The sequence below is a fragment of the Pseudomonas sp. AM4(2022) genome, from assembly GCF_036346515.1.
GTDB lineage: Bacteria > Pseudomonadota > Gammaproteobacteria > Pseudomonadales > Pseudomonadaceae > Aquipseudomonas > Aquipseudomonas paracarnis.
Genome location: NZ_JAOTNW010000004.1, coordinates 367,519 through 393,573, shown reverse-complemented (window position 1 = coordinate 393,573; position 26,055 = coordinate 367,519). Strand labels below are relative to the sequence as shown.

The following is a 26,055-nucleotide window of genomic DNA, read 5'->3' as shown; positions in this document are numbered from 1 at the left end:
TGGCTCCACGACCTGGACTCGAACCAGGGACCCAATGATTAACAGTCATTTGCTCTACCAACTGAGCTATCGCGGAATGCGCCGTATGTTACTGATTAAAAAGAAGAAGTCAAGCATCCTCTGACACTTTCCGTAAATCGCCCCCCTGCTCGCTTGAATACGACGGTTCCTTGGCAAGTTCCAACCAGGCCCGTGCCGCCGGTGGCAGGTGGGCGCTGGCGCGCCAGGCCAGGGCAATGTGCCAGTCGGTGTGGGGTTCGTCCAGGGGGATCAGGGCGATGCCGGGGTGTTGGTGCTTGTGCGCCAGCATCCGCGGCAGGAAGGCGACGCCCAGACCGGCGGTGACCAGATCGACGATAAAGTCGATCTGCCCGCTGCGAGCAGTGACTTTGGGGGTTACGCCTTTACGCTCGCACGCACTGAGGATCTTCGCGTTGAGGGCAAAACCCGCTTCGAACAGGATGAACGGCGAGTCCGCCAGGTCGGTGAAGTCGATGCGCTCGCGCTGGGCCAGTGGGTGACCCATGGGCAATACGGCGATCAATGGCTCGTTGCGCACCGGTTGGTAGTCAAAACCTTCATCAACTGGCAGCAGCAAGGCGGCGAGGTCAACCTCCCCCGCTTCCAGGCATTCGCGCAGCCTTTTGCTGCCGTACTCGGTCAGTTCGATGTCGATGCCAGGGTAACGGCTGCGGTAAGTGGCGAACATCGCCGCAAACAACACGCCGCACCCTACCGGCGGCAGGCCGATGCGCAGCACGCCGCGCTTGAGGCCGCGCAGGTCGTTGATTTCAGCCATCAGGTCGGTGCGTTCGGCGAGCATTACCAGGGCGCGGCGGTAGGCAATTTCGCCGGCTGCGGTGAGTTCGTTCTTGTGGCCAAGGCGATTGAGCAGCGGCATGCCTAATTCGTCCTCAAGGGTCTTGACCGCTTTGCTGACGGTGGACTGGGTCAGGGCAACCACTTCGGCCGCCTGGGAGAACCCACCCTGGCGCACCACTTCGACAAACGCACGCAAGGTTCGCAGGTTCATCAGTATTCCTTAGGCGACTGGATAGTAGTGATAAAAGTTGTTTTTATCATGTCACAACTTTGCTTATGGTGTAGCACTTTGCCCTGTGGAGACACCGTCGATGATCATCTCGTCCGCTTCCGACTACCGCGCTGCGGCCAAGCGCAAGTTGCCGCGCTTTCTGTTCGATTACATCGACGGCGGCGCCTACGCCGAGCACACGCTGCGGGCCAACAGTTCGGACCTAGCCGAGATCAGCCTGCGCCAACGCATCCTGCGCAATGTCGACAACCTGAGCCTGAGCACCCACTTGTTCGGCACGGAACTGGCGATGCCGGTCATCCTTAGCCCGGTCGGCCTGACCGGTATGTATGCGCGACGCGGTGAAGTGCAAGCGGCCAAGGCGGCGGCCAACAAACACATCCCCTTTTGCCTGTCGACGGTGTCGGTGTGTTCGATTGAGGAAGTGGCCTCGCAAAGCCCGCAGTCGATCTGGTTCCAGCTGTATGTGCTCAAGGATCGCGGCTTCATGCGCAATGCTCTGGAGCGGGCGCAGGCCGCCGGGGTGACCACCTTGGTGTTCACCGTTGACATGCCGACACCGGGCGCACGCTACCGTGACGCTCACTCGGGCATGTCCGGCCCCTACGCGGCGCAGCGACGCATGTTGCAGGCGGTGACCAAGCCGCAGTGGGCCTTCGATGTGGGCTTGATGGGTCGCCCTCACGACCTGGGCAATATCTCCAAATACCTGGGCAAACCTACCCACTTGGAGGACTACATTGGTTGGCTGGCCAACAACTTCGACCCGTCGATCAGTTGGAAAGACCTGGAGTGGATCCGCGAGTTCTGGAAAGGCCCGATGATCATCAAGGGCATCCTTGACCCGCAGGATGCCAAGGACGCGGTGAGTTTCGGTGCCGACGGCATCGTGGTCTCGAACCATGGCGGCCGCCAGCTCGACGGGGTGCTCTCCACGGCCAAGGCGTTGCCGCCGATTGCCGAAGCGGTGGGCGATGACCTGACCGTGCTGGTGGACTCCGGCATTCGCTCCGGGCTCGACGTGGTGCGCATGCTCGCCCTGGGCGCCAAGGCGTGCCTGCTGGGGCGTGCCACCGCCTATGCGCTGGCCGCCGAGGGCCAGTATGGGGTGGAGAACCTGCTGGACATCTTCGCCAAGGAAATGCGCGTGGCCATGACCCTGACCGGGGTCACCTCCATCGCGCAGATCGACCGTACCACCCTAGTCTAATGCTGATAGGTACGGTGTACTTTGTTTGCGAATAACCGATGCGTGGTTTATTTGCGACAAACAACTCGCACCACTGAAACAGTAACGTCAACCGGGCCGGCGGCAACGCTGGCCTAAATCAGCCAAATAACTGGCGCCATGCGTTAACGGATTTTTCTTACATCTAAAACAGTTAATTGATTCATAAGCAGTTTTGCTAACTAAACCTACTTGGCATGAATCTCGCTCTAGTACTGTTCAAGCAGGTTCGGCGATGACAAGACGTGCGGCAGTGCCCCGGGGTTATAACCCACGGAAAAGCGGTTTAAACTGTTTCCAATGTTTTACGGAACTGACGGATCAGTAAGACGCTTGGCACTTGCCACTCTCATCCCGCCTGTAAGACAGCCCAGTGCTTAGAGGCCACCCGCTTATGAAAACCCCCACCCAGACCAACGCAATTGACTTTGACAGTGCCAAATTGCAACGCCTGGGATTTGGCCAGCCATCCTTACGCCCACGCCGCCCCGCCACCCTCGCCGAACTTCGCCAGCAACTGAACCAGCAGTTGCAGACCAGCCTGGAGCCGGAGCGCATCCTGGGCCTGTTCTTTCGTGAGGTTCAGCGCCTGGTGCCGCTGGACGCGCTGCAATACCGCCACGCCGCCAGCGACCTGCGCCTGGAGTTTGGCCACCGAGGTCATCACTCCGTCAGCTACACCCTGAGCCATGAAGGCGAGCACCTGGGGGAACTGGTCTTTCGTCGCAACCAGCGGTTGCTTGAAGAGGAACTGAGCCAGCTTGAACTGCTGCTGGTGACCTTGCTTTATCCGATGCGCAACGCCCTGCTCTACCGCGCCGCCACCCGCAGCGCCCTGCGTGATCCGTTGACCGAAACCGGCAACCGTGTGGCCATGGACCAGACGCTGCAGCGAGAAATCGACATGGCACGCCGGCACCTGCATCCGCTGTCGTTGTTAATGCTGGACATCGACCACTTCAAGAAAATCAACGACACCCATGGGCATGCCGCAGGCGACAGCGTGCTGCGCGCCGTGGCCGGGGCGATCAAACGCCAGCTGCGCAACGTAGACATGGTGTTCCGGTTTGGCGGGGAAGAGTTTTTGATCCTGCTGTCCAACACCGGTCGCGATGCCGCGAGGATGGTGGGAGAGCGCCTGCGCCAGGCGGCACAAGCCCAGGATTACTGGGTGGAGGGCACGCGAATCGAACTGACCGTGAGCCTCGGTTGCTCGACGCTGCTGGCGGCCGAGTCGGCTGAAAGCCTGCTGCGCCGGGCCGACAATGCGTTGTATGTGGCTAAGCGCGAAGGTCGTAACCGCTTGGCGATGGCGGGGTAAGGTCAGTTGTGGCGAGGGAGCTTGCTCCCTCGCCACAAGTACCATCAGAACAGTTACATCACGCCTCGCTGGCGATGCGCACAGGGCGCTCGCGAACGGCTGGTGCCTTGTCTTTCTCAGTATTCTCTAGACGCATGCAGCTTTCCAGGAACAAGTGCATGTAGTCGTAGCTCTTGCATACCGCCTGGCGCAACTCTTCCTGCAGGGCCTTGCTCGGGTTGGTCCCGGCCAAAGTGCAGATGATTTCCAGAGCTTCCCAAGGGTGGGCGTCGTCGTACTGGGCATGCATCTTCAGCCACTTCATCGCCCGCTTGCGATCTTCCTCCGGGAAGGCGGCGGCATACACACCGGTAGAGCAGACCACGGCGGACCACTCCCCCGTCGCTCCCTCGATCGCGTAGTTGGTGGCGGCAATCGCGACGATCAACGCATCCGCCGAGCTGGTATGCCAGCACCAATGGCTCAGTGCGTGCAACTCGGGCGGCACCTCCTGCGCTTGCAGTTCTTCAAGGCTGACGCCGTGAGCCCGCGCCCAATTGACCCAATAGTCGGCATGGTTGAGCTCCACGCGAATGTTGCGCATCAGCCAACGGCGCGCCATATCCTCCCCAGGATGGCGGGCAAACTTGGTCTTGGTCAGGTTCTGCGCCATGTACAAGGCAAACTGTTCCACCACCGGCCAACCACCAATCAGGTAGTGGCGCATGGTCTTGGCGCTGAGGGCGTTGTCGCGCATGCGCTGGTACAGTTCGTGCTCGACAACCCGACGCTTGCTCTCGCTACAGTCCCGGATCAATTGCTGCGCCCAGGCGGGGTAACTCGAGGCTTCCATAAGCGGGCCGGTTCTGTTGAATGTGTCGATCACTGTGGGGCTCCTTTTCAAGTGTGATTGTACAGACCAGCAAATGTTTCAGCGGAAAGTGCCGGGCGCCTTGAATAACAGTGGCTGCGGCCGCTCAGGTCGGCACTGCAAGCTATCAAAGGTAAACAATTGCGGGCGTTCAATCAGGTAGCCCTGAGCGTAATCCACACCTATCTCAAGTAAAGCCTGTTCGATCTGGGGTGTTTCAACAAACTCGGCAATTGTGCGCTTACCCATGACGTGGCCGATGTGGTTGATCACTTCGACCATGGCGCGGTTAATCGGGTCGTCCAGCATATCCTTTACGAAACTTCCATCGATCTTCAGGAAGTCTACAGGTAAATGTTTCAAATATGCGAATGAGGACATTCCGGCGCAAAAGTCATCGAGTGAAAAATGGCACCCTAACGCTTTGAGTTCATTAATAAATCGAATCGCACTGCCCAAATTGGCTATAGCGCTGGTTTCAGTTATTTCAAAACAAATCATTTCCGGTGGAATGTTGTAAGTATCGAATTTCTGACGTAAAAATCCTAAAAAGTCATCGTCGCCAATGGTTATGCCTGACAGATTAATCGCACACATGGCCATGGGTCGGCCCGGACGCTCATGCATGCAGCGGGCAATAATCTTGAATACGTTTTCCACTACCCAACGATCCAGGGACGTCATCAACCCGTAACGTTCGGCCGCCGGAATAAAACTGTTGGGCAAAATGATCCGCCCCGCTTCGTCATGCAGGCGCAAGAGAATTTCGATGTGCCCATTGCCGGCGTCGGTAGGGCCCAAAGGCGCAATTTCCTGGGCGTAGAGGCAAAAGCGGTCTTCCTCAAGAGCGATATGCAGCCGCTGTACCCAGGCCATCTCGCCAAACCGCAGAGACAACTCCGAGTCGTCGACATGGTAGACCTGCACCCGGTTCCGCCCTTTTTCCTTGGCCATGTAGCACGCCATGTCGGCGGCGCGCAGGGAGGTTTCCAGGGTGGTCGGGGTTTGCGAGATATGCACCAGGCCGATGCTGACAGTGGTCATGAAGGGCCGCCCCTTCCACACGAAGTGCAAGCTCTGCACGGTATGGCGCAGGCTCTCGGCGATTTTTTCCGCCACCGGCGCCGGGCAGTTTTCCAGCAGGATGCCAAACTCGTCGCCGCCCAACCGAGCCAAGGTGTCGCCTTCACGCAGGTCCGACTGCAGCAGCGCGCAGATGTGACGCAGCAATTCATCGCCCGCCGCGTGGCCACAGGTGTCATTGACCAGCTTGAACTGGTCGAGATCGAGGAACATCAAGGCATGTCGCCCACTCTGCTGGCGCGCGACCTGTTGCAGCACTTGTTCAAGGCGGAACTCGAACTCGCGACGGTTAGCCAGGCCGGTCAACGCGTCGTGGGTGGCCTGCCAGGAAAGGTTGGCGATGTACTGGCGTTCCTGGGTCATGTCGTGCAACACCAGCACCGCACCGCTGATCTTGCCGGCGCTGCGGATCGGCGCGCCCACCAGGGTCACCGAGACGGTACTGCCGTCCAGGCGCTGGATCAGCTTGGAATGCTCGCTGCCGCCGCTGAACTGGCCCTTGACGATGTGTTCAATCAGGGTGAAGCCGTCGGGCTCGGCGTTTTCATCCAAAAGCTTGAACAGCGCCGCCAGCGGCAGGCCCTGGGCTTGCTCCGAGCGCCAGTGGGTCAAAGCTTCGGCTGCAGGGTTCATATAGGCAATGGCCCCGTCGACGTCGGTGGTAATCACCCCGTCGCCAATCGACTCCAATGTGATCTGCGCCCGCTCCTTCTCCGCCTGCAGCGCATCGGCAAAGGCATGACGCTGGGCCAGCAGCTTGTGGGTGCGCAGCAGCGCCAACACGATCAGGCCCAGGGCGGTCGCCAGGTTGGTGATCAACAACAGGCGCAGGATCATCCGCGAACCTTCGCCCAGGGCATCGCTGAACGCCTTGGCGGCGGGCGTCACCCCCTCATTGATGGCAGTGATGCGCGCCTTCCAACTATGCACATCGTCACTGCTGACGTGGCCGGAGGTAATGGCGCCGTGCATCTCCTGCGCCAGCTCATCCAACTGCACCAGGTAGCCGTCGCCCACCGTCCACAGCTCAATGGCTTTTTCCAGGTAGCTGAAATGACGGAAGTTGAGGTACAGCCAGATCAGGCTGGAAACGTCGTCCGGATGATTGCCGCCCTTGAGAATGCCCAGGCGTGCGGCGTCCGTATCGGGGGTGGGACGGTCCAGGGCAATGCGCAACTCATGCCCACCCTGGGGCACGGCAATGGCCTGCTGGTATTTGAGGTAGGTGGCGTCGTTGCGGTTATCGGCGTAGAGGGTCAGGTAGTAAATGGCGTCTTTCTGGCCCTTGGACCACAGGCTTTCGCCCGCCACATAGCCCCGCACTGCCGAAAGCACGTAGAGACTGACGCAGCCTAACAATGCCTGGAACAACACGACGGCGATAAAGGGCCAGACAATACCCAGCAGGCGTGGCGTTCCGAGAGTCCGCTTTTGCTTCATGAAGTCCCTTACACATGCACAGCTTGATACGCACGCGAAAATCCGCTCCCGATAGCACAGCCTAAGCTAAATCAACGCACTTGTTGCAAGTGTCCGTACAGTTTGGCGTACAACCCACCATCGGCAATCAACTGCTGGTGATCGCCATCCTCGGCAATGTGCCCGCCATCGAACACCAACACTCGGTCAGCCTGCTTCACCGCAGACAGCCGGTGGGCGATGATCAGTGTAGTACGCCCGCTGAGAAACCGCGCCAGTGCCTGGTGCAGGTTGTACTCGGTCGCCGCATCCAATGCGGAGGTGGCCTCGTCCAGAATCACCACTTTAGGCTCGGCAAGCACCATGCGGGCAATGGCCAGGCGTTGCCGCTGACCACCGGAAAAGCGCACGCCCGAACGCCCAACCACGCTGTCCAGGCCCAAAGGCAGTGCTTTGACGGTAGCATCCAGCTGGGCGATTTCCAGCGCCTGCCAGCAGGCTTGATCGGTGCGGGTACGGCCCATGGTCAGGTTGGCGCGCACAGTGTCGTTGAACAGCGCCGGGTGTTGCAGCACCACCGCGACGTTCTCGCGGATGGTCTCCAGGCCGATCTCCTGCTGGGTGGCAGCGCCAAAACGTATACTGCCGGCCTGCGGCGTATAGAGCCCCAGCAACAGTTGCACGAGGGTGCTTTTACCGCCGCCGCTGGCGCCGACAATCGCCACCTTCTCACCCGGTGCGATGGCCAGGTTCAACTGGTTGAGCACCAGGTCTTCGCCGTAGCCAAAGTCGAGGCCACGCACTTCGATGCCTACGGTCTCGCGCCCGCTGAACGGGTCTGCGCCGCCGGGGTATTGCGGCTCATCGGCACGCGCCAGCAGCTCGTTGATGCGCGACAGCGCGCCGCCCGCCGCGTAATAGGCGTATTGCAGGTTCAGCAGTTGTTCCACCGGGCCGATCATGAACCACAGGTAACTGAACACCGCGAGCATCTGGCCGATGGACAGGTCGGAAAACAGCACGGTGAGCATGGCCGCAGCGCGGAAGATGTCGATACCGAACTGGAACAGCAAGCCACTGGCGCGGCTCGAAGCGTCGGTTTTCCACTGGGAATGAATGGCGTAGTCACGCACTTCCTGAGCACGCAGGCCCAAGCGCCCGAGGAAAAAGCCCTGGCGGTTGCCGGCGCGCACTTCCTGGATGGCATCCAGGGTTTCTGTCAGCGCCTGGGTAAAGCGTGAGGTGCTGTCGTTTTCCAGCTTCTTGAGGTGCTTGACGCGCTTGCCCAACTGCACCGTGGCGTAGATCACCAACGGGTTGAACAACAGGATCAACAACGCCAGTTGCCAATGCATCCACACCAGGATCGCCGAGGTGCCGACCAGGGTCAGCATCGCCACCAGGAAGCGGCTGAGGGTTTCGCCGACGAATTTGTCCAGGGTGTCCAGGTCGGTCACCAGGTGGGTGGTGACCGTACCGCTGCCCAGGCTTTCGTACTCACCCAGGGAGATACGCTTGAGACGCTCGATCAGGCGCACGCGGATGCGGTACACGATGTCCTTGGCCAAGCGCGCAAACAGCCGCGCCTGCACCACGTTGAACACCAGCGCGCCGCAGCGCAGGGCCAGCGTTACCAATAGCATCAGGCCGATGTAGCCGGCGGCTTTCTGCCAACCCAGGGGCAACGCGTGGTTCATCACCTTGAGCGCGGCATCGCCGTGGCCCAGCAGCACTTCGTCCACCAGCAATGGCAACAGCAGCGGGATCGGCACACTGCACAGCGTCGCCAGCACGGCCACGCCATTGGCGATCCACAGGGCTTTCTTGTGACGCAGCGCCAGACGGCGAATCTCTGCCCAGGTCAGGCGGTCAGTGCGTTGAGATTGCTCATACACAGGCAGCTCGCTCCAGCCATCGACCCAATAACGGCGACAGCTCGGACAGCGGCTGGTAACCATTGGTCAACAAGGCCAACTGGCCATTGCGCTCTGCGAGCAACGTCGGGAAACCGGCGATCCCCAGATCCTGCACCCAGGTGAAATCAGCCGCCGTGGCCGCGTGTTGATCGGCACGGTCGAACTCGCCGGCAAACTCGATACGTGGAATGCCGGCCTGTTCGGCCAGCTCCACCAGCACAGGGGCGAGGGTCACATCCCGTCCTTCGACATAGAACGCACGCTGGATCAGCCCCAGCAGCTTCCAGGCGCAGTCCGGCGCCAGGCTGCGTGCGGTGACGATAGCGCGGCACGCCGGCTCCGTGTCGTAGACAAAACCGTCGGGCAGCGCGCCTTCACGCTTGAACGGCTGGCCGGTGGCATCGGTGACGGCCTGCCAGTGCTCAAGGATGTAACGCCGGGTAGTCGGCTCCAACGCCGCGCCGCTGCCGGTGCGCAAGCCGCCCACCACCAGGTGCACGTCCACGCCGGCCGCCTGGGCCTGCTCAACCAGCGCTTGTGCCACCGGGGCAAAGCCCCAGCACCAGGAACACATCGGGTCCATTACATAGAGCAGGCGCGCAGACATGGCTCAGGCCTCGGAAGGGGTTTGCTTGTAGTTGTAACCAATCGGGTGCGGCATGTTGCGGGCCTTGGCCAGTTCGATCTGCTTCTGGCGGTCGATCGCACTGCGACGGGTCTTCTCCGGCAGCTTATCCCAACAATGGGGGCAACTGATGCCCGCCACGTAATGCTCGGAGGCGCGGTCTTCTACGCTCACGGGTGTGCGGCAGGCATGACATTGATCGTAGTCGCCTTCGCTCAAGTCGTGGCGCACGGTCACGCGATTGTCGAACACAAAGCAGTCGCCCTGCCATTTGGTTTCTTCCTGGGGCACCTCTTCGAGGTACTTCAGGATACCGCCCTTGAGGTGGTAGACCTCATCGAAGCCTTCGCTGAGCATGTAGCTCGACGCTTTCTCACAGCGAATGCCGCCGGTGCAGAACATGGCGACCTTCTTGTGCTTGGCCGGGTCGAAGTTGGCTTTGATGTAGTCGGGAAATTCGCGAAAACTGGTGGTTTTCGGGTCGATTGCGCCTTCGAACGTACCAATCGACACTTCGTAGTCGTTACGGGTGTCGATTAACAACACTTCCGGGTCACTGATCAGCGCGTTCCAATCCTGTGGGTCGACGTAGGTACCAACCTTTTTATTCGGGTCGACGCCTTCGACGCCCAGGGTCACGATCTCTTTCTTGAGCTTGACCTTGGTGCGATAGAACGGCTGGTCGTCGCAGTAGGATTCCTTGTGGTCGATGTCGACCATGCGCGGGTCTTTTTTCAGCCAGGCCATCAGGCCGTCAATGCCTTCGCGGCTGCCGGAAACGGTGCCGTTGATGCCTTCTTCGGCGATCAGCAAGGTGCCTTTGATACCGTTATCGACCATCGCCTGCAACAGGGGCTCGCGCAGGGCGACGTAATCTTCGAGGGTGACGAACTTATACAGTGCCGCCACGACAATCGGTTGAGTCATGGGTGTTCTCTCCAGGTGGCTACCCTCGTAAGGGGTGAACCGGATGCAAAAAAAACGCGCCGGCTAAGCGGCGCGTTGCGGATTCTATCAGGGTTACCCCATCAATGTCCGCCGGCGCAGGTCGGCGAGGCCGGGGCTGCGTCGATTGTCGCCCATTCTTCGGGCGTATAGGTATGCAGCGCCAGCGCGTGAAATTCGCTCATCAGGTCACCCAGGGTGGCGTAGACCTTCTGGTGGCGCTTGACGCGGTTAAGCCCCTCGAACTGCTGGCTGACCAGCACGGCCTTGAAGTGGGTCTGCAACCCACGGCTGTGCATGTGGCTTTCATCCAGCACGCTCAAATGTTCCGGGGCCAGGGCGGCAAGGGCCGTTTCGATACGCTGTTGCATGGTCATTCCTGCTTACTTCTTCTTGGCCGGTGCGGCGGCTTTTGGCGCCAGCTCGTTGGTCATGTCTTCCAACAGCTTGTTCACCACCGGTACGGCGCTTTCCAGCTTGGCCTGGGTCATCTGGGCCGATTGCTGAGTCAGCTGGGGCATTTTTTCCAGGACCTTCTTGCCAAGTGGCGACTGGTAGAACGCTACCAGGTCCTTTAGCTCCGATTCGCTGAAGTTGGTGGTATAGAGCTTGACCATGTCTGGCTTGAGCTTCGGCCAGCCGATGGCCTGGTCCAGAGCGGCGTTGGCCTTGGCCTGGTAGCTGTCCAGTACGGACTGCTTGGCGGCAGGCGCCTTGGTCTGTTCGAAACGCTGGGCGAACATTTGCTGCACTTGCATGTACACCGGGGTCCCCAGCTTGTCAGCATGGGCCAGGGTAAGGAAGGCTTCGGCACTGGCGTTGTGGCTGGCGGTATCGGCAAGAACCTGGCCGCTGGCGCAAACCAGAGCAACCGCGGTACAGATGGCACGAAGACGAGTCATCGAGTTTCCTTTTCTAGCAGGCGAGGTAAGACCCCAAGGGCGACCATTCTGCGCCTAAAAAACCTCGCGGCTCAACCCCACCCCTTGGTAAGCCCCGGTTTCACGGGGCGCGAGGGCACAGATGCGCATTTAGGGAACCCACGCTGGCCGCCAGGGCCTAAACTGACCAATCACGACTGGATAAGGAGGGTGACCGATGAGCCGTATCGAAACCGACAGCCTGGGGGAAGTACAGGTCCCTGATGACGCCTATTGGGGCGCGCAAACCCAACGTTCGCTGGTCAATTTCGCGATTGGCGAGCAGCGCATGCCGCTGGCGGTATTGCATGCCCTGGCCTTGATCAAGAAGGCCGCGGCGCGGGTCAACGACCGCAACGGCGACCTGCCCGCCGACATCGCCCGCCTGATCGAGCAGGCTGCCGACGAAGTCCTGGACGGCCAGCACGACGACCAGTTCCCGCTGGTGGTCTGGCAGACCGGCAGTGGCACCCAGAGCAACATGAACGCCAACGAAGTGATCGCCGGCCGCGCCAACGAACTGGCCGGCAACAACCGCGGCGGCAAGAGCCCGGTGCACCCTAACGATCACGTCAACCGTTCCCAGAGTTCCAACGACTGCTTCCCCACCGCCATGAGCATTGCCGCGGTGCAAGCCGTGAACAAGCAACTGCTGCCGGCGATCGCCACCTTGTCCGGGGGCCTGGCGGAATTGGCTGCACGGCATATGAAGCTGGTCAAGACCGGCCGTACCCACATGATGGACGCCACGCCGATCACCTTCGGCCAGGAGCTGTCGGCGTTTATCGCCCAGCTCGATTACGCCGAGCGTGCGATCCGCAGCGCCCTGCCCGCCGTGTGCGAACTGGCCCAGGGCGGTACCGCCGTCGGCACTGGCCTCAATGCGCCCCATGGTTTTGGCGAGGCGATTGCCTCCGAACTGGCCGCATTGTCAGGCTTGCCTTTTGTGACCGCGCCAAACAAATTCGCCGCCCTCTCCGGCCATGAGCCGCTGGTTACCTTGCACGGTGCGCTGAAAACCCTGGCCGTGGCATTGATGAAAATCGCCAACGACCTGCGCCTGCTGGGTTCCGGCCCTCGCGCCGGGTTGGCCGAAGTCAAGTTGCCGGCCAACGAACCGGGCAGTTCGATCATGCCGGGCAAGGTCAACCCCACCCAATGCGAAGCGCTGTCGATGCTGGCCTGCCAGGTGCTGGGCAACGACGTGACCATCGGCATGGCCGCCAGCCAGGGGCACTTGCAGTTGAACGTGTACAAACCGGTGATCATCCACAACCTGCTGGAGTCGATCCGCCTGCTGGCCGATGGCTGCAACAACTTCCAGGAGCATTGCATTGCCGGCCTCGAACCCGACGCCGAGCAAATGGCCCAGCACCTGGAACGCGGGCTGATGCTGGTCACTGCACTCAACCCGCATATCGGCTACGACAAGTCAGCCGAAATCGCCAAGAAGGCTTACGCCGAAGGGCTGACACTGCGTGAGGCTGCACTGGAGCTGGGCTACCTTACCGATGCCGAGTTTGACCAGTGGGTGCGTCCGGAAAACATGCTCGGCGCTTAAACCGACATCCGCAGCCGCCGGGCCCTGAGCCCGGCGAGCAGCGACGGCGCCAGCGCCACCATCGCCGAGCCCGTCACCACCACCAACGCCCCCACATACCCCACGGCATTGATCTGTTCTGCCTGCACATACTCCGGCCACCGCCAGGCCGCCACTGCCACCGCCACAAAGGTCACCAACGGCGTCAACGCCAGCGTCGCACTGACCCGCGAGGCTTCCCAATGCGCCAGGGCTTCGGCAAATGCGCCGTAGGCCACCAGCGTATTCATGCAGCACGCCAGCAGCAGCCACCCTTGCAACGGGCTCAACTGCAACGCCTCCAGCGGGTGCGCCCACGGCGTGAGCAACAGCGCGCACGACAGGTAGATCACCATCATCACCTGCAATGAATTCCACACCGTCAGCAACTGCTTCTGCCCCAGGGCATAGAACACCCAGATGGTGGTGGCGAGCAGGATCGTCAGCACACCGGCGGTGTAAGTGCCCATGGACGTCAGCAACTCCACCAGGCGTTGGTTGAAGAACAAGCCAAAGCCTGCGATCAGCACCATCAGCCCCACCCCCTGCCCCAGGCTGAAGCGCTCCTTGAACACAAACACACTGGCTACCATCAGAAAGATCGGGCCCATCTGCACCACCAACTGCGCCGTGCCTGGGCTGAGCATTTTCAGGCCCACCAGGTACAGCACGTAGTTGCCCACCAGGCCACACACCGCCATGCCCACCAGCCAGCCACCTTTGGGGCCAAGCACCTTGCGGCTGGGCAGGCGCTTGGTGGCGGCCAGGTAAACGAACAGGCAAGTGCCCGCTACCATGAGGCGAAACCACGTCACGGTGATCGGATCCATCACCTGCAACACTTGCTTGAGCTTGATCGGAAGAATGCCCCACAGAAACGCGGTCAGCAGGGTCAGGAAGAAACCGTAGACCCAGCGGCCGGAAGAGATGTGCATGAGTGCCCCGGATGCCAGAGGAAGTGGAGCAGGCATTCTAGGGGCAAGTCACCGAGTTCGGATACGTCACAGTCTTGAATATGGGAGCTGGCTTGCCTGCGATGGCGATTTATCTGTGCCCACTCTGTCGCTGACCCACCGCTATCGCAGGCAAGCCAACTCCCACATTGGCCGTATTCCAACCTGATTCAGCGCACGGCTTCGAAGAGCCCGGTGGCGCCCATCCCGCCCCCCACGCACATGGTGACGATCCCATAACGCAGGTTGCGTCGTTGCAGCTCGCGCACCAGGTGCCCCACCTGCCGCGAGCCGGTCATGCCGAACGGGTGCCCGATGGAAATCGAGCCGCCGTTGACATTGTATTTGGCATTATCGATCTCCAGGCGATTGCGCGCGTAAAGGCATTGGGAAGCAAAGGCCTCATTGAGTTCCCACAGGTCGATATCCGCCACCTGCAAGCCCTTGGCCTTGAGCAACTTGGGCACCGAGAACACCGGGCCAATGCCCATTTCATCCGGCTCGCAACCGGCCACGGTAAAGCCCCGGAAAAACGCCTTGGGCTTAAGCCCCAGTTCCAAGGCTTTCTCCAGGCTCATCACCAGGGTCATCGACGCACCGTCGGAAAGCTGCGAGGAGTTACCTGCCGTCACCGAGCCATCCTCGGCAAACACCGGTTTCAAGCCGCTGAGGCTGGCCAGGGTGGTGTCCGGGCGGTTGCAATCATCCCGGTCGACCACGCCGTCCAGGATCTGCACCGCGCCAGTGTTCTTATCCTCGACCTTGTACTTGACCGCCATCGGCACGATTTCATCGTTGAACAAGCCATCAGCCTGGGCCTGGGCGGTGCGCTGCTGGCTTTGCAGCGCGTAAAGGTCCTGGTCTTCGCGGCTGACGTGATAGCGCCGCGCAACGATTTCGGCGGTCTGGCCCATGGGGAAGTAAATGCCCGGCACCTGTTCTTTAAGCAGCGGGTTGATCAGGTTATCGGTGTTGACGCTCTTCATGGTCAGGCTGATGGACTCCACGCCACCGGCAACAATGATGTCGCTGCAGCCCGAAGCGATCTGGTTGGCGGCAATGGCAATCGCCTGCAAACCCGACGAACAGAAACGGTTGAGGGTCATGCCCGCCGTACCGGTGCCCAGTTGCGAGAGCACCGCCACATTGCGCCCGATGTTATAGCCCTGGGCGCCTTCGTTGGAGCCGGCACCGACGATGCAGTCTTCCACCGTCGCCGGGTCGATACCGTTGCGGGCCAGCAGCGCATTGACACAATGGGCCGCCATGTCATCGGGACGGGTCTGGTTGAACTTGCCGCGAAAGGATTTGGCCAGGCCGGTTCGTACGCTGTCGACGATCACTACTTCACGCATGGGCTACCTCGATCTTGGGGGTGTGGATCGAGGATAGAGCTGGGCCGGGCCGACCGCGATGATCATTCACTGCGTGGATGCAAAAGCATGGACCCACTGTAGGAGCGAGCTTGCTCGCGAAAAACGTCAACGATAACGCGTGCTTCCTGACTAAACGCGGCGCCTATGAGTTTTTCGCGAGCAAGCTCGCTCCTACAGTGGGAGAGGGCAAGCCCCCTCAGGCTATTTCTTTTTCTTCTTGTCGTGCTTGTCGCTTTTATCAAATGCCTCTTCCAGCGCACGGTTGATGGTGCGCAGCACCTTGACCCGTGCCCAGCGCTTGTCGTTGGCTTCCACCAGGGTCCAGGGCGCCACCTCGGTGCTGGTGCGGTCAACCATGTCGCCCACTGCCGCGCGGTAGTCGTCCCACTTGTCGCGATTGCGCCAGTCGTCTTCGGTGATCTTGAAGCGTTTGAAGGGGATTTCTTCACGGGCCTGGAAGCGCTCCAGCTGCGTCTCCTTGTCGATGGCCAGCCAGAACTTGACCACAATCACCCCCGCATCGCGCAGTTGCTCTTCGAAGTCATTGATCTCGCCATAGGCGCGCATCCAGTCCGCGGGGGTACAGAAGCCTTCGATGCGCTCCACCAGCACGCGGCCGTACCAGGAGCGGTCAAACACGGTGAACATGCCGCGCGCCGGGATCTTCTGCCAGAACCGCCATAGATAAGGCTGGGCCCGTTCGTCTTCGCTCGGCGCGGCAATCGGCACGATGTGGTACTGACGCGGGTCCAGTGCGGCTGCCACCCGACGGATCGCCCCACCCTTGCCCGCCGCGTCGTTGCCCTCGAACACGCTCACCAGGGCGTGCTTGCGCATGCGTTTGTCGCGCATCAGGCCAGAGAAGCGTGCCTGTTCGGTAATCAGTTGTTCTTCGTAATCGTCCTTGTCCAGGCGCAGGGTCATGTCCAGGCTGTCGAGCAGGCTCTTGCGGTCCACCGAGGCAAGCAACGGCGCCGGGTTCATGCCGCTGGCCTTGACCTTGGCCTGCTTCAAGGCACTTTGCAGCCCATCCAGCAGGATCTTGCCCACGGTCAGCCCACGGTAATGGGGGTCGACGCCTTCGATCACATGCCACGGCGCGTAATCGCGGCTGGTGCGGCGCAGCACACGCTCACCAAAATGCACGAACTTGTCGTAGGTCTTGGACTGCTGCCAGTCCAATGGGCTGATGCGCCAGCTGTGCAGCGGGTCGTCGGCCAGGGCCTTGAGGCGCGCCTTCATCTGTTTTTTGGACAGGTGGAACCAGAACTTGAAGATCAGCGCACCTTCATCACACAGCATCTTTTCCAGGCGTTCGGCGCCAGCGATGGCCTGGTCCAGCCGCGCATCCTTGATCTGCCCATGCACGCGGCCTTGCAGCATCTGGCTGTACCAGTTGCCGAAGAAAATGCCCATGCGGCCCTTGGCCGGCAGTTGCCGCCAGTAGCGCCATGCCGGTGGGCGCGCCAGTTCTTCGTCGGTTTGCTGGTCGAAAGTGCGCACTTCGATCAGGCGCGGGTCCATCCATTCATTGAGCAGCTTGACGGTTTCACCCTTGCCCGCGCCCTCGATGCCGTTGATCAGGATGATCACCGGGAAGCGCTTCTGCTGTTGCAGCTCGTACTGAACTTCCAGCAAGGCTTCACGCAGGGCCGGCACTTCGGCGTCGTAGGTGTCTTTGTCGATGGCGTGACCGATTTCGGCGGATTCGAACATGGGCAGCTCCGTTTCAAGATGGCTCAAGACTAGCGGATTGGCAGCCACGGCAGGCAAGGAATTTCAACCGGCTTGCCGTGGATCAATCTGCGGGTTGGGTGGTCAATGGCCGGGAACCTGGCAAATGCCCAAGTCTTGATGCCTCAAGATCTGCTGCGTCAGGCGCTCTATCACTGCGGTGACTGCCTGTCGGCGCGGCGCGCGCAGGGCTTCCATTTGTTTGAAGTACTCGCCGTCGGTAAGGTTCTGACTGCTTTCAAAAAGCGTTTGCTGCTGCGCATCAAAAGGCGCGGTAGCCGTCAGGAATGCAGCGGGGAATTGCCGTTTGAGATGGGTTCTCCAGAAAGCCAACTGGGTAATAAAGCGCAAGAATGCCGGGGAAAGCTCTGCCGTGCGAACCTGCGAATGCGCGAGCTCCAAACCCTCACGGGTCACCCCGGCAAAGGAGCCATATTGCATTTGTTTGGGCTGCCCCGGCAGTTGCAGGTCTTTGGCCAACCCGACTCGAAATGCCAGGCTGACTTCCAGCGGGTCCGTGGAGGCGTTTTCGACAGCGTAGGTCGCGGCGATTTTCTCCAGTTCGCTGAGGCGGAACAAACCTCGGCTCAAGTCCAACAGCGCCCCGGAGTTGCCCTGCGCACGACCGGCCTGCTGCGTGGCCTTCTCGACCTCTTTCATGACCTCCATCTGGCTGAACATCTGCGCAGCACCATCTGCACAGTTAGTCGGATGAGCCGCCAGTTCAAAGACCTGCTCGCGCAGCCCGACACTGTCGTGGGTCGCCTGCAACACGTCCCAGACCCGCTGCGTCATATCCTCGTGCACATGACGGCTGTCGGCGGTACCGGACAACTCGGCCAGCAACAAAAACAACGCGCTCGATTCCGGGTCGTCCCGCAGGTTGGCCCACACCGTGCGCTTGTGGGCAGCGCGAACGGATACCTCTTCCGGCAACCACAGCGCCCGCGCCTTCAGTTCGGTCATGCGGGGCTCATCGTCGTCGACATACCCCATGCCAATGCCGACTTCGGCGCGATAGCGTTCGAGCTCGGTTACCGTCGTCTCGGACAGCGGGTTGCCCCCCAGATCAATCGACTGACTGAAACTGCGTGGCACCGTGAACAACCACTCAGGTAACACGGTGATCAAGTTATCGCGCAGATCCACCTGCTCCAGGTTGGCCAACCGCCCGAGCCCCGCAGGCAGATCGACGAGTTTGCTGTCTTGCAATAGCAGGGTGTGCAAGTCACGCATATTGCTGACATCTATCAACTTACCCAAAGGGTTGTGACTCAGGTCCAGTAGACGCAAGGTATTCAGGTCGGCCAGTTTCAGGCGGGTGTAATCCGTCAGCGCAAGACGGTTACGGGGCATCGACAAACTTTCAAGATCAAGCATTCGCGAGAATATTTCTGGCAAACGGGTCAGGCGGTTACGTCCCAGCTCCAGATGCCGAACCCCTTTAAAACACTTCAAGAAATACACCACGTCGTCACCCAACCGCATGTTTTTGAGTGAGACCTGCCGAACGTGGTCAAAACGAACTTCGGCGGGCAGTGACGGCAGCGACCCAACCCGCATGCCATCCAGGTTCAGACTGGCAACCGACGCATGGTGCTCATCCAGGGTAAAGCTCTGATGTCGCCAGCAGGCCTCAATGCGTTGCGCCACTTGCTCGCGGCTATTGCGGATGTCGCTCAGGCCTGGCTGCTTATCCATGCCCTGGATATCACTCTTCCACAGTTTGAGCAGCGCACGCAGATGCGTAAGCTCTGCCTGCAAACGCTTGACCGCCCGGGCCCTGGAAAGATGGTCAGCCCCCAAATTCATCAGCAGCGAAGACACTTGCGCATCGCTGAACAACGGATACAAATGCTTCACCTTGCGTACCAACTCCGATGGATGCGCCAGTGGCCCGGTCGGCGAATCAGCCATTTCGCAGGGAACCGCCTCCAGCAGGTGCTCGCAGCCCCTGCTGGAGAAAGCCTCGCCAGCCAGTTCCCGTTCTCCCTGCGCCTGCTTGGCACTCATATATCGCAGGCGCCAGAGGTTACTGGCGTCTTTGAGGGGTAGTCCCATTGCCACGCGCTGAGTGTCCGTCAATGCTGAGTCGATCGCCTCGAACAAACCGTCCGGCCCGGAATAAGGCCCGCCCAGACTCAGGCCGTTGTCATCGAACGCTTCAAACCCGGCGCTCGAGCTGACCAGTACTCGCCGCACATCAGCGTCTTTGAACGCCCCCACTGCCAATAAGTCGCCCTGTGGCGAATCCTGGCGCAACTCCAGGCGCACCGCCCTGCCCCACCCCGCCAGATGGGGCATTGACCGAACGGCAACGCGCGCGGTGTCCAGGCTGGCCAGCTCTGGCTGCTCAAACCCCATCAAGGCACGATCCAGGCGTTGCTCGCCAAGGGCACGCTGCGCTGACTCGGCCAATGCCATGGGAATACGTTGATTATCGCGCAGGGACTCACGCTGTACGGTTGAGGTGCGGGCCATCAATTCGCGTATCAGCGTGCAAGGCATTTGCCCATAGGTGCGCCTGAGCAACGCCCCTTCGGACGGTGCCGGCCCGTCATAGGCCTGATAAAGCTGTTCAAACAATGGCCTGCGATCCATCTTGAGGTGCGCGAGCAACTGACGCCCGAGCACCGCGTGCTCCTGATTGGCGGGAACCTCTTCTCCCAGCAGACCGATCTTTTGTTGCTCATCCAGCCCGGACAAGAGCACCTCAAACACTTTGCCCTCACGCAGCATCTGCTCGGTGAGCGCCAGGCGCAGGCCGACGTTGTCGAAAGGCCCGCTGGACGGATAGCGTGCCTTGATGCTGCGCTGTGCATCCAGCACCTCAAAATAGCGGCCTGCGGGCCAGCCTTGCAGCAGGGGCAAGGCATGCATCTGCAGGGTCGAATCTTCGACGCTCGGGAAAGCCGCGCTTTCCAACTGCCAGATCAAATCACGAATGGACTGGTCCAGCCTGAAGCGTTCGTACAAATCGCGAAAGCGTGCCGGAAAGGGCAAACACTCCTGGGCCTGATAGGTCCCCCAATCATGGGGCATATTCATGATGGCCTTGATCTGTACCAGTTTCCTGGGATGCAGCGAAACACCAGGGCCCGCTGGCTGCAGCCGTGAAAAGAGATACTCCTGATCTTCCCACTCGTGCGGCCTTTCGAACTCAAAACGCCAACGGCCTTCACCGTTATGCACAAGCTCAGGGCGATAAGCCGTGGGTCGCAGCGGATGGATGGCCCGCCATCGATCCCGTTTGGCGTCAAATGCAACCCGGTGCACGCAATCATTGACCTTGACGTAGGAATGGCCACCCACCTTGTAGATGCCCGAAGCGTCCGCGGTTTCGTCGTCGCCAACGCTGCGGTCATGGATGTATCGCGTGGCATCCGGGCGCCACAGCCGCAGGTTGCCATGAGTGGGGCGTACCACCTCAAATTTGCGGAAAAAACTGCCCAGGCTCAGACCACTGCGTTTGAGCGCCGAACCTACTACTTGGGTGCCCGCAGCGAACAGCACCATTGATGTGATGTTTTGCGCCACCGCCGTCAACTGCTCGAACGCCTCTTCGTGCTGCCCACGACGCCAGTCCTCGATGCCCTCATAGAGCTCACCGAGCATCTGCCCCACCGCCACTGCGGTCATCAATAACCCCAACTCCGGAATGACAAAGCCGGCGAGGTTGAGCAGCGTCAACCCGGCGTCCTGATATGCCTGCAAGCGCTGCTCGCGGGCCGCCGCGTCCACATCGGCCACCGGCACCGCCAAGGCCCGCGCGTCGGCCTGCAGCTTGCCCGCGTAAGTCTCGAAAAAATGCCGCGCCAGGCTGACCCCGCTCAGGTTGGCCTCCAGCATCCCCATGTCATTGGTTCGATCGAAACGGCTGAAAAAACCGACCCGGTCACCCTGGCTCAGGTAACGGCTGAAGAAGGTGCGATACGCAGCCACTTTGAGTTTGCCCTTGAGGTAAACCTGAAAGTCTTCAAACGAGGCGTACTCGAACAACGGTCGCTCCGGCTCGTTGGGCATATACACCACACAGGGCTCTTGCGGGTATTGCGCAATCGAGCGGCCAGACAACACCAGGACGCTCCAAAGGCAGGCTCCCTGTGTATTGAGCCCTTGCCAAATGACCGGTCGCCCTTGAAACACCAGCCCTGCAGCCTGGGCCTGTGAGGGGGTCAGTTTGCGCTCCAGCAAGGTGCACAGCGTCTGGTAAGTACCTTGGGAAATATCCCCTCGCATACAGGCAATATGGGCGTCGACTTTTACATCCAGGATTTTCATCCGGCCGATATCGGTGGCGACATGATTGAGGTAGGGCTTATCCCCTGTCGGGTCACTCTGCAGTTGGAACACATCACTGATGTGCTGCTGGTACAAGCGGCCAAGGTCCAGGTCACGGCAGCCCTGGGCAAACTCAACGGGCGTCAGGTCAATGGCCTCATGCATGGCGGCCCCTGACTGCAACAGCGACCCCTCTGGATAGTGTTGTGCCCGGACTTCATCCTCTGAAAAATTCTGCATCGCCACATGCAGCAGGCTGTCCTGCACCAACCTCACCGTTTTTACATACTTCAATGGCACGACTTCTTTCTCATATTCGATTACAGCCCGAATAAAAAGATCCTTCCAGGGATCCACAGCCAGTTGCCATCGTGTCAGGCAGTAATGCTTGAGCCGCTCACTGCAAAACTCATCCAGCCCCTGCAACGGCTTCAATCGCTCAGCGACGGCGGCCTGGGCTGCTGCAACCTGTGTCGCATCGTTGGTCAATGCATCCAGTACGCCAGGAGGTGCGTTGACCATCCATCCCGGCAGTTGCTTTTGCAGCACCTGGGCCTTGTCCAGATCGCCAGTTATTTCCAGCAAGGCCGCTTGCAGCTGGCGCTGGGTCAACTGGTTCAGCTTGTTGTTCAAATCATCCTGGATTCGCATCAGCAATGTCCTTGATTGCCTATTAACCAGGGAATGACGATACCGCAGCACCCAGTACAGGATTAACGCTGATTGTTGATGGGTTGGAAGGTGCGTGCAGCAGTCTTTTCCATGCAAAAACTACAGGCCTACCACCCTGATCAGCCCTCTGCCTCGTGATCGGCTAGAATGGCCCCCTTGTCTTTGCCCGCTTTCATTTTATGAGCCGCCATGAACCCCATCACCCACGCCCAGCTCGACTGGGATGATCAAGGCCGCCCGCATTCGCGGGTATTCGACGACGTGTATTTTTCCGACCAGTCGGGCCTGGAAGAAACCCGCTACGTGTTCCTGGAGCAGAACCGCTTGCGGGAACGCTTCGCCGCCTTGCCAACAGGTGGGCGCCTGGTGATTGGTGAGACCGGCTTCGGCACCGGTTTGAACTTCCTCTGCGCCTGGCAGTTGTTCGAACAGCACGCGGTGGCCGGTGCGCGACTGCACTTTGTCAGCGTGGAAAAATACCCGCTGAGCCATGCGGACCTGCAACGCGCCCTCGCCCTCTGGCCCGAACTGCACCCCTTGGCCGAGCAACTGCTGGGGCAATACATTGCCATCCACCAGGGTTTCCAGCGCCTGGTATTGGACAATGGCCGCGTGACCCTGACCCTGTTGATCGGCGACGCGCTGGAACAGTTGCCACAACTGGATGCCCAGGTCGATGCCTGGTTTCTCGACGGGTTCGCCCCGGCGAAAAACCCCGACATGTGGACCGCCGAGCTGTTCGCCCAACTGGCGCGCCTGGCGGCACCGGGCTCGACCATCAGCACCTTCACCAGCACCGGCTGGGTAAGGCGGTTGATCAATGCCGCAGGGTTCAAAATGAAACGCACGCCCGGTATCGGGCATAAGTGGGAGATCCTGCGTGGGGAGTTTGTCGGTTGGCCCACCGACTCACCCGCGCCGCCCCCACGTAAACCCTGGTTCACCCGGCCACCCGCCATCGAGGGTGAACGTCACGCCCTGGTCATCGGCGGTGGCCTGGCCGGTTGCGCGACCGCCGCCAGCCTAGCCGCCCGGGGTTGGCGTGTCAGCCTGCTGGAGCGCCACGCCGGCCTGGCACAGGAAGCTTCGGGCAACCCACAGGGTGTGTTGTACCTCAAGCTTTCGGCCCATGGCACAGCCTTGTCCCAGCTGATACTCAGCGGTTTTGGCCACACCCGACGCCTGCTGGAACACTTGCACCGAGGTGTCGATTGGGACGGCTGTGGCGTGTTGCAACTGGCGTTTGATGCCAAAGAAAGCCAGCGGCAGGCCCAATTGGCAAACGCCTTTGCTCCGGACCTGCTGCAGCTGCTGGACCGCGAGCAGGCGCAGCAAAAGGCGGGAATCGAACTGGCCCACGGCGGGTTGTTTTTTCCACAGGGCGGTTGGGTGCATCCACCCGCGCTGTGCCAGTGGCAGGCGAAACATCCACTGATTGAAGTGCTCACCCACCACGAGGCACTGGAACTGCACCGGCTCGACGACCAATGGCAAGCCCGCGCCGGTGACCGCGTACTGGCCAGCGCCGGTGTCGTGGTGCTCGCCGGGGCTGCAGAGATCAAGCGTTTCCCCTTCAGTGCTGACATACCGCTCAAGCGCATCCGTGGGCAGATCACTCGGCTGGCGCAAACCTGCGCGAGTAAAGCGCTGGCCACGGTGGTCTGTGCCGAGGGCTATGTCGCGCCGGCCCGGCTTGGCGAACACACCCTGGGCGCCAGTTTTGACTTCAACAATCAAGACCTCACGCCCACGCCCGCCGAACACAGCGGCAACCTGCAGATGCTGCGCGAGATATCTACCGACCTGCTACAGCGCCTGGGTGCCGACCGCCTGGCGGTCGAACACCTGGAAGGCCGTGCCGCGTTTCGTTGTACCAGCCCCGACTACCTGCCCATCGTTGGGCCACTGGCCGACCATGCGGCGTTTCAGCAGGCTTATGCGGTACTGGGCAAAGACGCCCGGCAAGTGCCGCAAACGCCCTGCCCGTGGCTGCCGGGGTTGTTTCTGAATAGCGGCCATGGCTCGCGTGGATTGATCACTGCGCCGTTGTGCGGCGAACTTCTGGCTGCGTGGCTGAGTGATGAGCCCCTGCCCGTGCCCACCAGCGTGGCCGAGGCTTGCCACCCCAATCGATTTGCCCTGCGCGCGCTGGTGCGAGGCCAGGCCGCTGCACAAAAAAAGCCGGATTAAAGGCAAGGCGGCTATCTGCCTTATAACTTATCGGTCTAAAACTCCACGCATAGCACTGGGTCAGTTTCTGGGTACGCGCCCGTTTGGGCGTATTGAGTGTTGACCCCTCCCCAACGGAAAAACCGGTAAGGAACTTATGTGTGGACTAGCTGGCGAGTTACGCTTTGATCATCAACCTGCCGACCTGGCAGCCGTAGAACGCATCACCCATCACCTCGCCCCCCGAGGCCCCGACGCCTGGGGTTTTCATGCCCAAGGGCCGATTGCCCTGGGCCACCGCCGCCTGAAGATCATGGACCTGTCGGACGGCTCCGCCCAGCCGATGGTCGACGCCCACCTGGGGCTGTCCCTGGCCTTCAATGGCGCCATCTATAACTTCCCGGAGCTGCGCCAAGAATTGGAAGCCCTGGGTTACGCGTTCTATTCCGGCGGCGACACCGAAGTGTTGCTCAAGGGTTATCACGCCTGGGGCGAAGCGCTGCTGCCCAAGCTCAACGGCATGTTCGCCTTTGCCATTTGGGAGCGTGATGCGCAGCGCCTGTTCATCGCCCGCGACCGTCTCGGCGTGAAGCCTCTGTACCTGTCGCGCACCGGCCAACGCCTGCGCTTTGCCTCGGCGTTACCCGCGTTGCTCAAGGGCGGCGACATCAACCCGATCCTCGATCCGGTGGCGCTCAACCATTACCTGAATTTCCACGCCGTGGTGCCCGCGCCGCGCACACTGCTGGCGGGTATTGAAAAACTGCCGCCCGCCAGCTGGATGCGCATCGACGCCAGCGGCAAGACCGAACAGAAAACCTGGTGGACCCTGCCCTACGGGCCCCATGAGGACGAAAAACACCTGGCCCTGGAAGACTGGACCGACCGCGTGCTCGACAGTACCCGCGAAGCCGTGGCCATCCGCCAACGTGCGGCGGTGGATGTGGGTGTGCTGCTGTCTGGCGGCGTCGATTCGAGCATGCTCGTCGGCCTGCTGCGCGAAGTGGGCGTGGAGGATTTGTCGACCTTCTCCATCGGCTTTGAAGATGCCGGCGGCGAACGTGGCGATGAGTTCCAGTACTCAGACCTGATCGCCAAACACTACGGCACCCATCACCACCAACTGCGCATCGCCGAAAGCGAGATCATCGAGCAACTGCCGGCAGCCTTCCGCGCCATGAGCGAACCGATGGTCAGCCATGACTGCATTGCCTTCTACCTGCTGTCGCGGGAAGTGGCCAAGCATTGCAAAGTGGTGCAGAGCGGCCAGGGCGCCGACGAGTTGTTCGCCGGTTACCACTGGTACCCGCAAGTGGACGGTGCCAGCGACCCGTATGCGGCCTATCGCGAGGCGTTTTTCGACCGCAGCTACGATGACTATGCGGCGACCGTCACGCCCAAATGGCTGACCGCCAACGACGCTGCCGGCGACTTCGTGCGCGAGCATTTCGCGATGCCTGGCGCCGACGCGGCGGTGGACAAGGCCCTGCGCCTGGACAGCACGGTGATGCTGGTAGACGACCCGGTCAAACGCGTGGACAACATGACCATGGCCTGGGGCCTTGAGGCGCGCACGCCGTTCCTCGACTACCGCCTGGTAGAGCTGTCGGCCCGTGTGCCGGCCCAGTTCAAGCTGCCCGACGGTGGCAAACAGGTGCTCAAGGAAGCGGCGCGCCGGGTGATCCCCAGCGAAGTCATCGACCGCAAGAAAGGCTACTTCCCCGTGCCCGGCCTCAAGCACCTGCAGGGCGATACCTTGAATTGGGTGCGCGAGTTGCTGCTGGACCCGAGCCAGGACCGCGGGCTGTTCAACCCGGCCATGCTCGACCGCCTGCTCACCGACCCTCAAGGCCAACTGACCCCACTGCGCGGCTCCAAGCTGTGGCAATTGGCGGCGCTGAACCTGTGGCTCAGCGAACAAGGAATCTGA

General features: G+C 60.8%; 17 protein-coding genes and 1 tRNA gene. 5 read left to right on the top strand and 13 right to left on the bottom strand.

The window, feature by feature from the left end:
• Both ODQ19_RS08445 and ODQ19_RS08440 read right to left on the bottom strand, forming a co-directional pair.
• Positions 1–76: transfer RNA gene (locus tag ODQ19_RS08445), tRNA-Asn, on the bottom strand.
• A 33-nt stretch (positions 77–109) separates the two neighbouring features.
• Entirely contained in the window at positions 110–1,033 is a 924-nt protein-coding gene (locus ODQ19_RS08440) for a LysR family transcriptional regulator (protein WP_330209780.1), read from the bottom strand.
• Between the two features lie 100 nt (positions 1,034–1,133).
• On the opposite strand from ODQ19_RS08440, the gene lldD reads away from it, so the two are divergent.
• Both lldD and ODQ19_RS08430 read left to right on the top strand, forming a co-directional pair.
• Positions 1,134–2,264, top strand: coding sequence for an FMN-dependent L-lactate dehydrogenase LldD (gene lldD, locus ODQ19_RS08435; RefSeq protein ID WP_330209779.1), 1,131 nt, complete (start codon positions 1,134–1,136; stop codon positions 2,262–2,264).
• Between the two features lie 412 nt (positions 2,265–2,676).
• Positions 2,677–3,603 carry a GGDEF domain-containing protein gene (locus ODQ19_RS08430; protein WP_014719251.1) on the top strand — a complete coding sequence of 309 codons (927 nt, stop codon included), beginning with the start codon at positions 2,677–2,679 and terminating at the stop codon, positions 3,601–3,603.
• Positions 3,604–3,661: 58 nt separating this feature from the next.
• Here ODQ19_RS08430 and ODQ19_RS08425 read toward each other — a convergent pair whose 3' ends face one another.
• The 7 genes from ODQ19_RS08425 to ODQ19_RS08395 all read right to left on the bottom strand — a co-directional run bounded on the left by ODQ19_RS08425 (position 3,662) and on the right by ODQ19_RS08395 (position 11,343).
• On the bottom strand, positions 3,662–4,435 hold the full coding sequence (locus tag ODQ19_RS08425; protein WP_371921537.1) for a TenA family transcriptional regulator: 774 nt from the start codon (positions 4,433–4,435) through the stop codon (positions 3,662–3,664).
• A 78-nt stretch (positions 4,436–4,513) separates the two neighbouring features.
• Positions 4,514–6,976: an EAL domain-containing protein gene (locus ODQ19_RS08420; protein WP_330209778.1), complete on the bottom strand. Its 2,463-nt coding sequence runs from the start codon at positions 6,974–6,976 to the stop codon at positions 4,514–4,516.
• Between the two features lie 71 nt (positions 6,977–7,047).
• Positions 7,048–8,850: an ABC transporter ATP-binding protein gene (locus ODQ19_RS08415; RefSeq protein ID WP_330209777.1), complete on the bottom strand. Its 1,803-nt coding sequence runs from the start codon at positions 8,848–8,850 to the stop codon at positions 7,048–7,050.
• On the bottom strand, positions 8,843–9,478 hold the full coding sequence (locus tag ODQ19_RS08410) for a DsbA family protein (RefSeq protein WP_032896046.1): 636 nt from the start codon (positions 9,476–9,478) through the stop codon (positions 8,843–8,845). The genes ODQ19_RS08415 and ODQ19_RS08410 overlap by 8 nt, the downstream gene beginning before the upstream one ends.
• Before the next feature lie 3 nt (positions 9,479–9,481).
• A complete protein-coding gene (gene trhO / locus ODQ19_RS08405) occupies positions 9,482–10,423 on the bottom strand; it encodes an oxygen-dependent tRNA uridine(34) hydroxylase TrhO (RefSeq protein WP_014719256.1) in 942 nt (313 codons plus the stop codon).
• Positions 10,424–10,524: 101 nt separating this feature from the next.
• Entirely contained in the window at positions 10,525–10,818 is a 294-nt protein-coding gene (locus tag ODQ19_RS08400; protein WP_116665741.1) for a BolA family protein, read from the bottom strand.
• 6 nt (positions 10,819–10,824) lie between these two features.
• Entirely contained in the window at positions 10,825–11,343 is a 519-nt protein-coding gene (locus ODQ19_RS08395; protein WP_014719258.1) for a DUF2059 domain-containing protein, read from the bottom strand.
• Positions 11,344–11,539: 196 nt separating this feature from the next.
• On the opposite strand from ODQ19_RS08395, the gene ODQ19_RS08390 reads away from it, so the two are divergent.
• Complete coding sequence (locus tag ODQ19_RS08390; RefSeq protein WP_014719259.1) at positions 11,540–12,922, top strand: class II fumarate hydratase; 1,383 nt, start codon at positions 11,540–11,542, stop codon at positions 12,920–12,922.
• On the opposite strand, the gene ODQ19_RS08385 is transcribed toward ODQ19_RS08390, so the two are convergent.
• The 4 genes from ODQ19_RS08385 to ODQ19_RS08370 form a co-directional block, all read right to left on the bottom strand.
• On the bottom strand, positions 12,919–13,875 hold the full coding sequence (locus tag ODQ19_RS08385; RefSeq protein WP_330209776.1) for a DMT family transporter: 957 nt from the start codon (positions 13,873–13,875) through the stop codon (positions 12,919–12,921). The two genes, ODQ19_RS08390 and ODQ19_RS08385, sit on opposite strands and share 4 nt — an antisense overlap.
• 188 nt (positions 13,876–14,063) lie before the next feature.
• Entirely contained in the window at positions 14,064–15,248 is a 1,185-nt protein-coding gene (locus ODQ19_RS08380; protein WP_003192745.1) for a thiolase family protein, read from the bottom strand.
• Between the two features lie 222 nt (positions 15,249–15,470).
• The gene (gene pap / locus ODQ19_RS08375) at positions 15,471–16,985 is read right to left on the bottom strand and encodes a polyphosphate:AMP phosphotransferase (protein WP_032896033.1); all 1,515 of its coding nucleotides are present in this window, start codon (positions 16,983–16,985) and stop codon (positions 15,471–15,473) included.
• A gap of 102 nt (positions 16,986–17,087) precedes the next feature.
• Positions 17,088–21,935: an NEL-type E3 ubiquitin ligase domain-containing protein gene (locus ODQ19_RS08370; RefSeq protein WP_330209775.1), complete on the bottom strand. Its 4,848-nt coding sequence runs from the start codon at positions 21,933–21,935 to the stop codon at positions 17,088–17,090.
• A gap of 210 nt (positions 21,936–22,145) precedes the next feature.
• Between ODQ19_RS08370 and mnmC the strand changes: the two genes are divergently transcribed.
• Complete coding sequence (mnmC, locus tag ODQ19_RS08365; RefSeq protein WP_330209774.1) at positions 22,146–24,146, top strand: bifunctional tRNA (5-methylaminomethyl-2-thiouridine)(34)-methyltransferase MnmD/FAD-dependent 5-carboxymethylaminomethyl-2-thiouridine(34) oxidoreductase MnmC; 2,001 nt, start codon at positions 22,146–22,148, stop codon at positions 24,144–24,146.
• Positions 24,147–24,282: 136 nt separating this feature from the next.
• Entirely contained in the window at positions 24,283–26,055 is a 1,773-nt protein-coding gene (locus ODQ19_RS08360) for an N-acetylglutaminylglutamine amidotransferase (protein WP_116667607.1), read from the top strand.

Coding starts and splice junctions, on each gene's coding strand:
- ODQ19_RS08370 (WP_330209775.1), bottom strand. CDS start 21,935: ATGCGAATCCAGGATGATTTGAACAACAAGCTGAACCAGTTGACCCAG.
- pap (WP_032896033.1), bottom strand. CDS start 16,985: ATGTTCGAATCCGCCGAAATCGGTCACGCCATCGACAAAGACACCTAC.
- ODQ19_RS08380 (WP_003192745.1), bottom strand. CDS start 15,248: ATGCGTGAAGTAGTGATCGTCGACAGCGTACGAACCGGCCTGGCCAAA.
- ODQ19_RS08440 (WP_330209780.1), bottom strand. CDS start 1,033: ATGAACCTGCGAACCTTGCGTGCGTTTGTCGAAGTGGTGCGCCAGGGT.
- ODQ19_RS08395 (WP_014719258.1), bottom strand. CDS start 11,343: ATGACTCGTCTTCGTGCCATCTGTACCGCGGTTGCTCTGGTTTGCGCC.
- ODQ19_RS08425 (WP_371921537.1), bottom strand. CDS start 4,435: ATGGAAGCCTCGAGTTACCCCGCCTGGGCGCAGCAATTGATCCGGGAC.
- lldD (WP_330209779.1), top strand. CDS start 1,134: ATGATCATCTCGTCCGCTTCCGACTACCGCGCTGCGGCCAAGCGCAAG.
- mnmC (WP_330209774.1), top strand. CDS start 22,146: ATGAACCCCATCACCCACGCCCAGCTCGACTGGGATGATCAAGGCCGC.
- ODQ19_RS08420 (WP_330209778.1), bottom strand. CDS start 6,976: ATGAAGCAAAAGCGGACTCTCGGAACGCCACGCCTGCTGGGTATTGTC.
- ODQ19_RS08385 (WP_330209776.1), bottom strand. CDS start 13,875: ATGCACATCTCTTCCGGCCGCTGGGTCTACGGTTTCTTCCTGACCCTG.
- ODQ19_RS08400 (WP_116665741.1), bottom strand. CDS start 10,818: ATGACCATGCAACAGCGTATCGAAACGGCCCTTGCCGCCCTGGCCCCG.
- ODQ19_RS08360 (WP_116667607.1), top strand. CDS start 24,283: ATGTGTGGACTAGCTGGCGAGTTACGCTTTGATCATCAACCTGCCGAC.
- ODQ19_RS08430 (WP_014719251.1), top strand. CDS start 2,677: ATGAAAACCCCCACCCAGACCAACGCAATTGACTTTGACAGTGCCAAA.
- ODQ19_RS08390 (WP_014719259.1), top strand. CDS start 11,540: ATGAGCCGTATCGAAACCGACAGCCTGGGGGAAGTACAGGTCCCTGAT.
- ODQ19_RS08410 (WP_032896046.1), bottom strand. CDS start 9,478: ATGTCTGCGCGCCTGCTCTATGTAATGGACCCGATGTGTTCCTGGTGC.
- trhO (WP_014719256.1), bottom strand. CDS start 10,423: ATGACTCAACCGATTGTCGTGGCGGCACTGTATAAGTTCGTCACCCTC.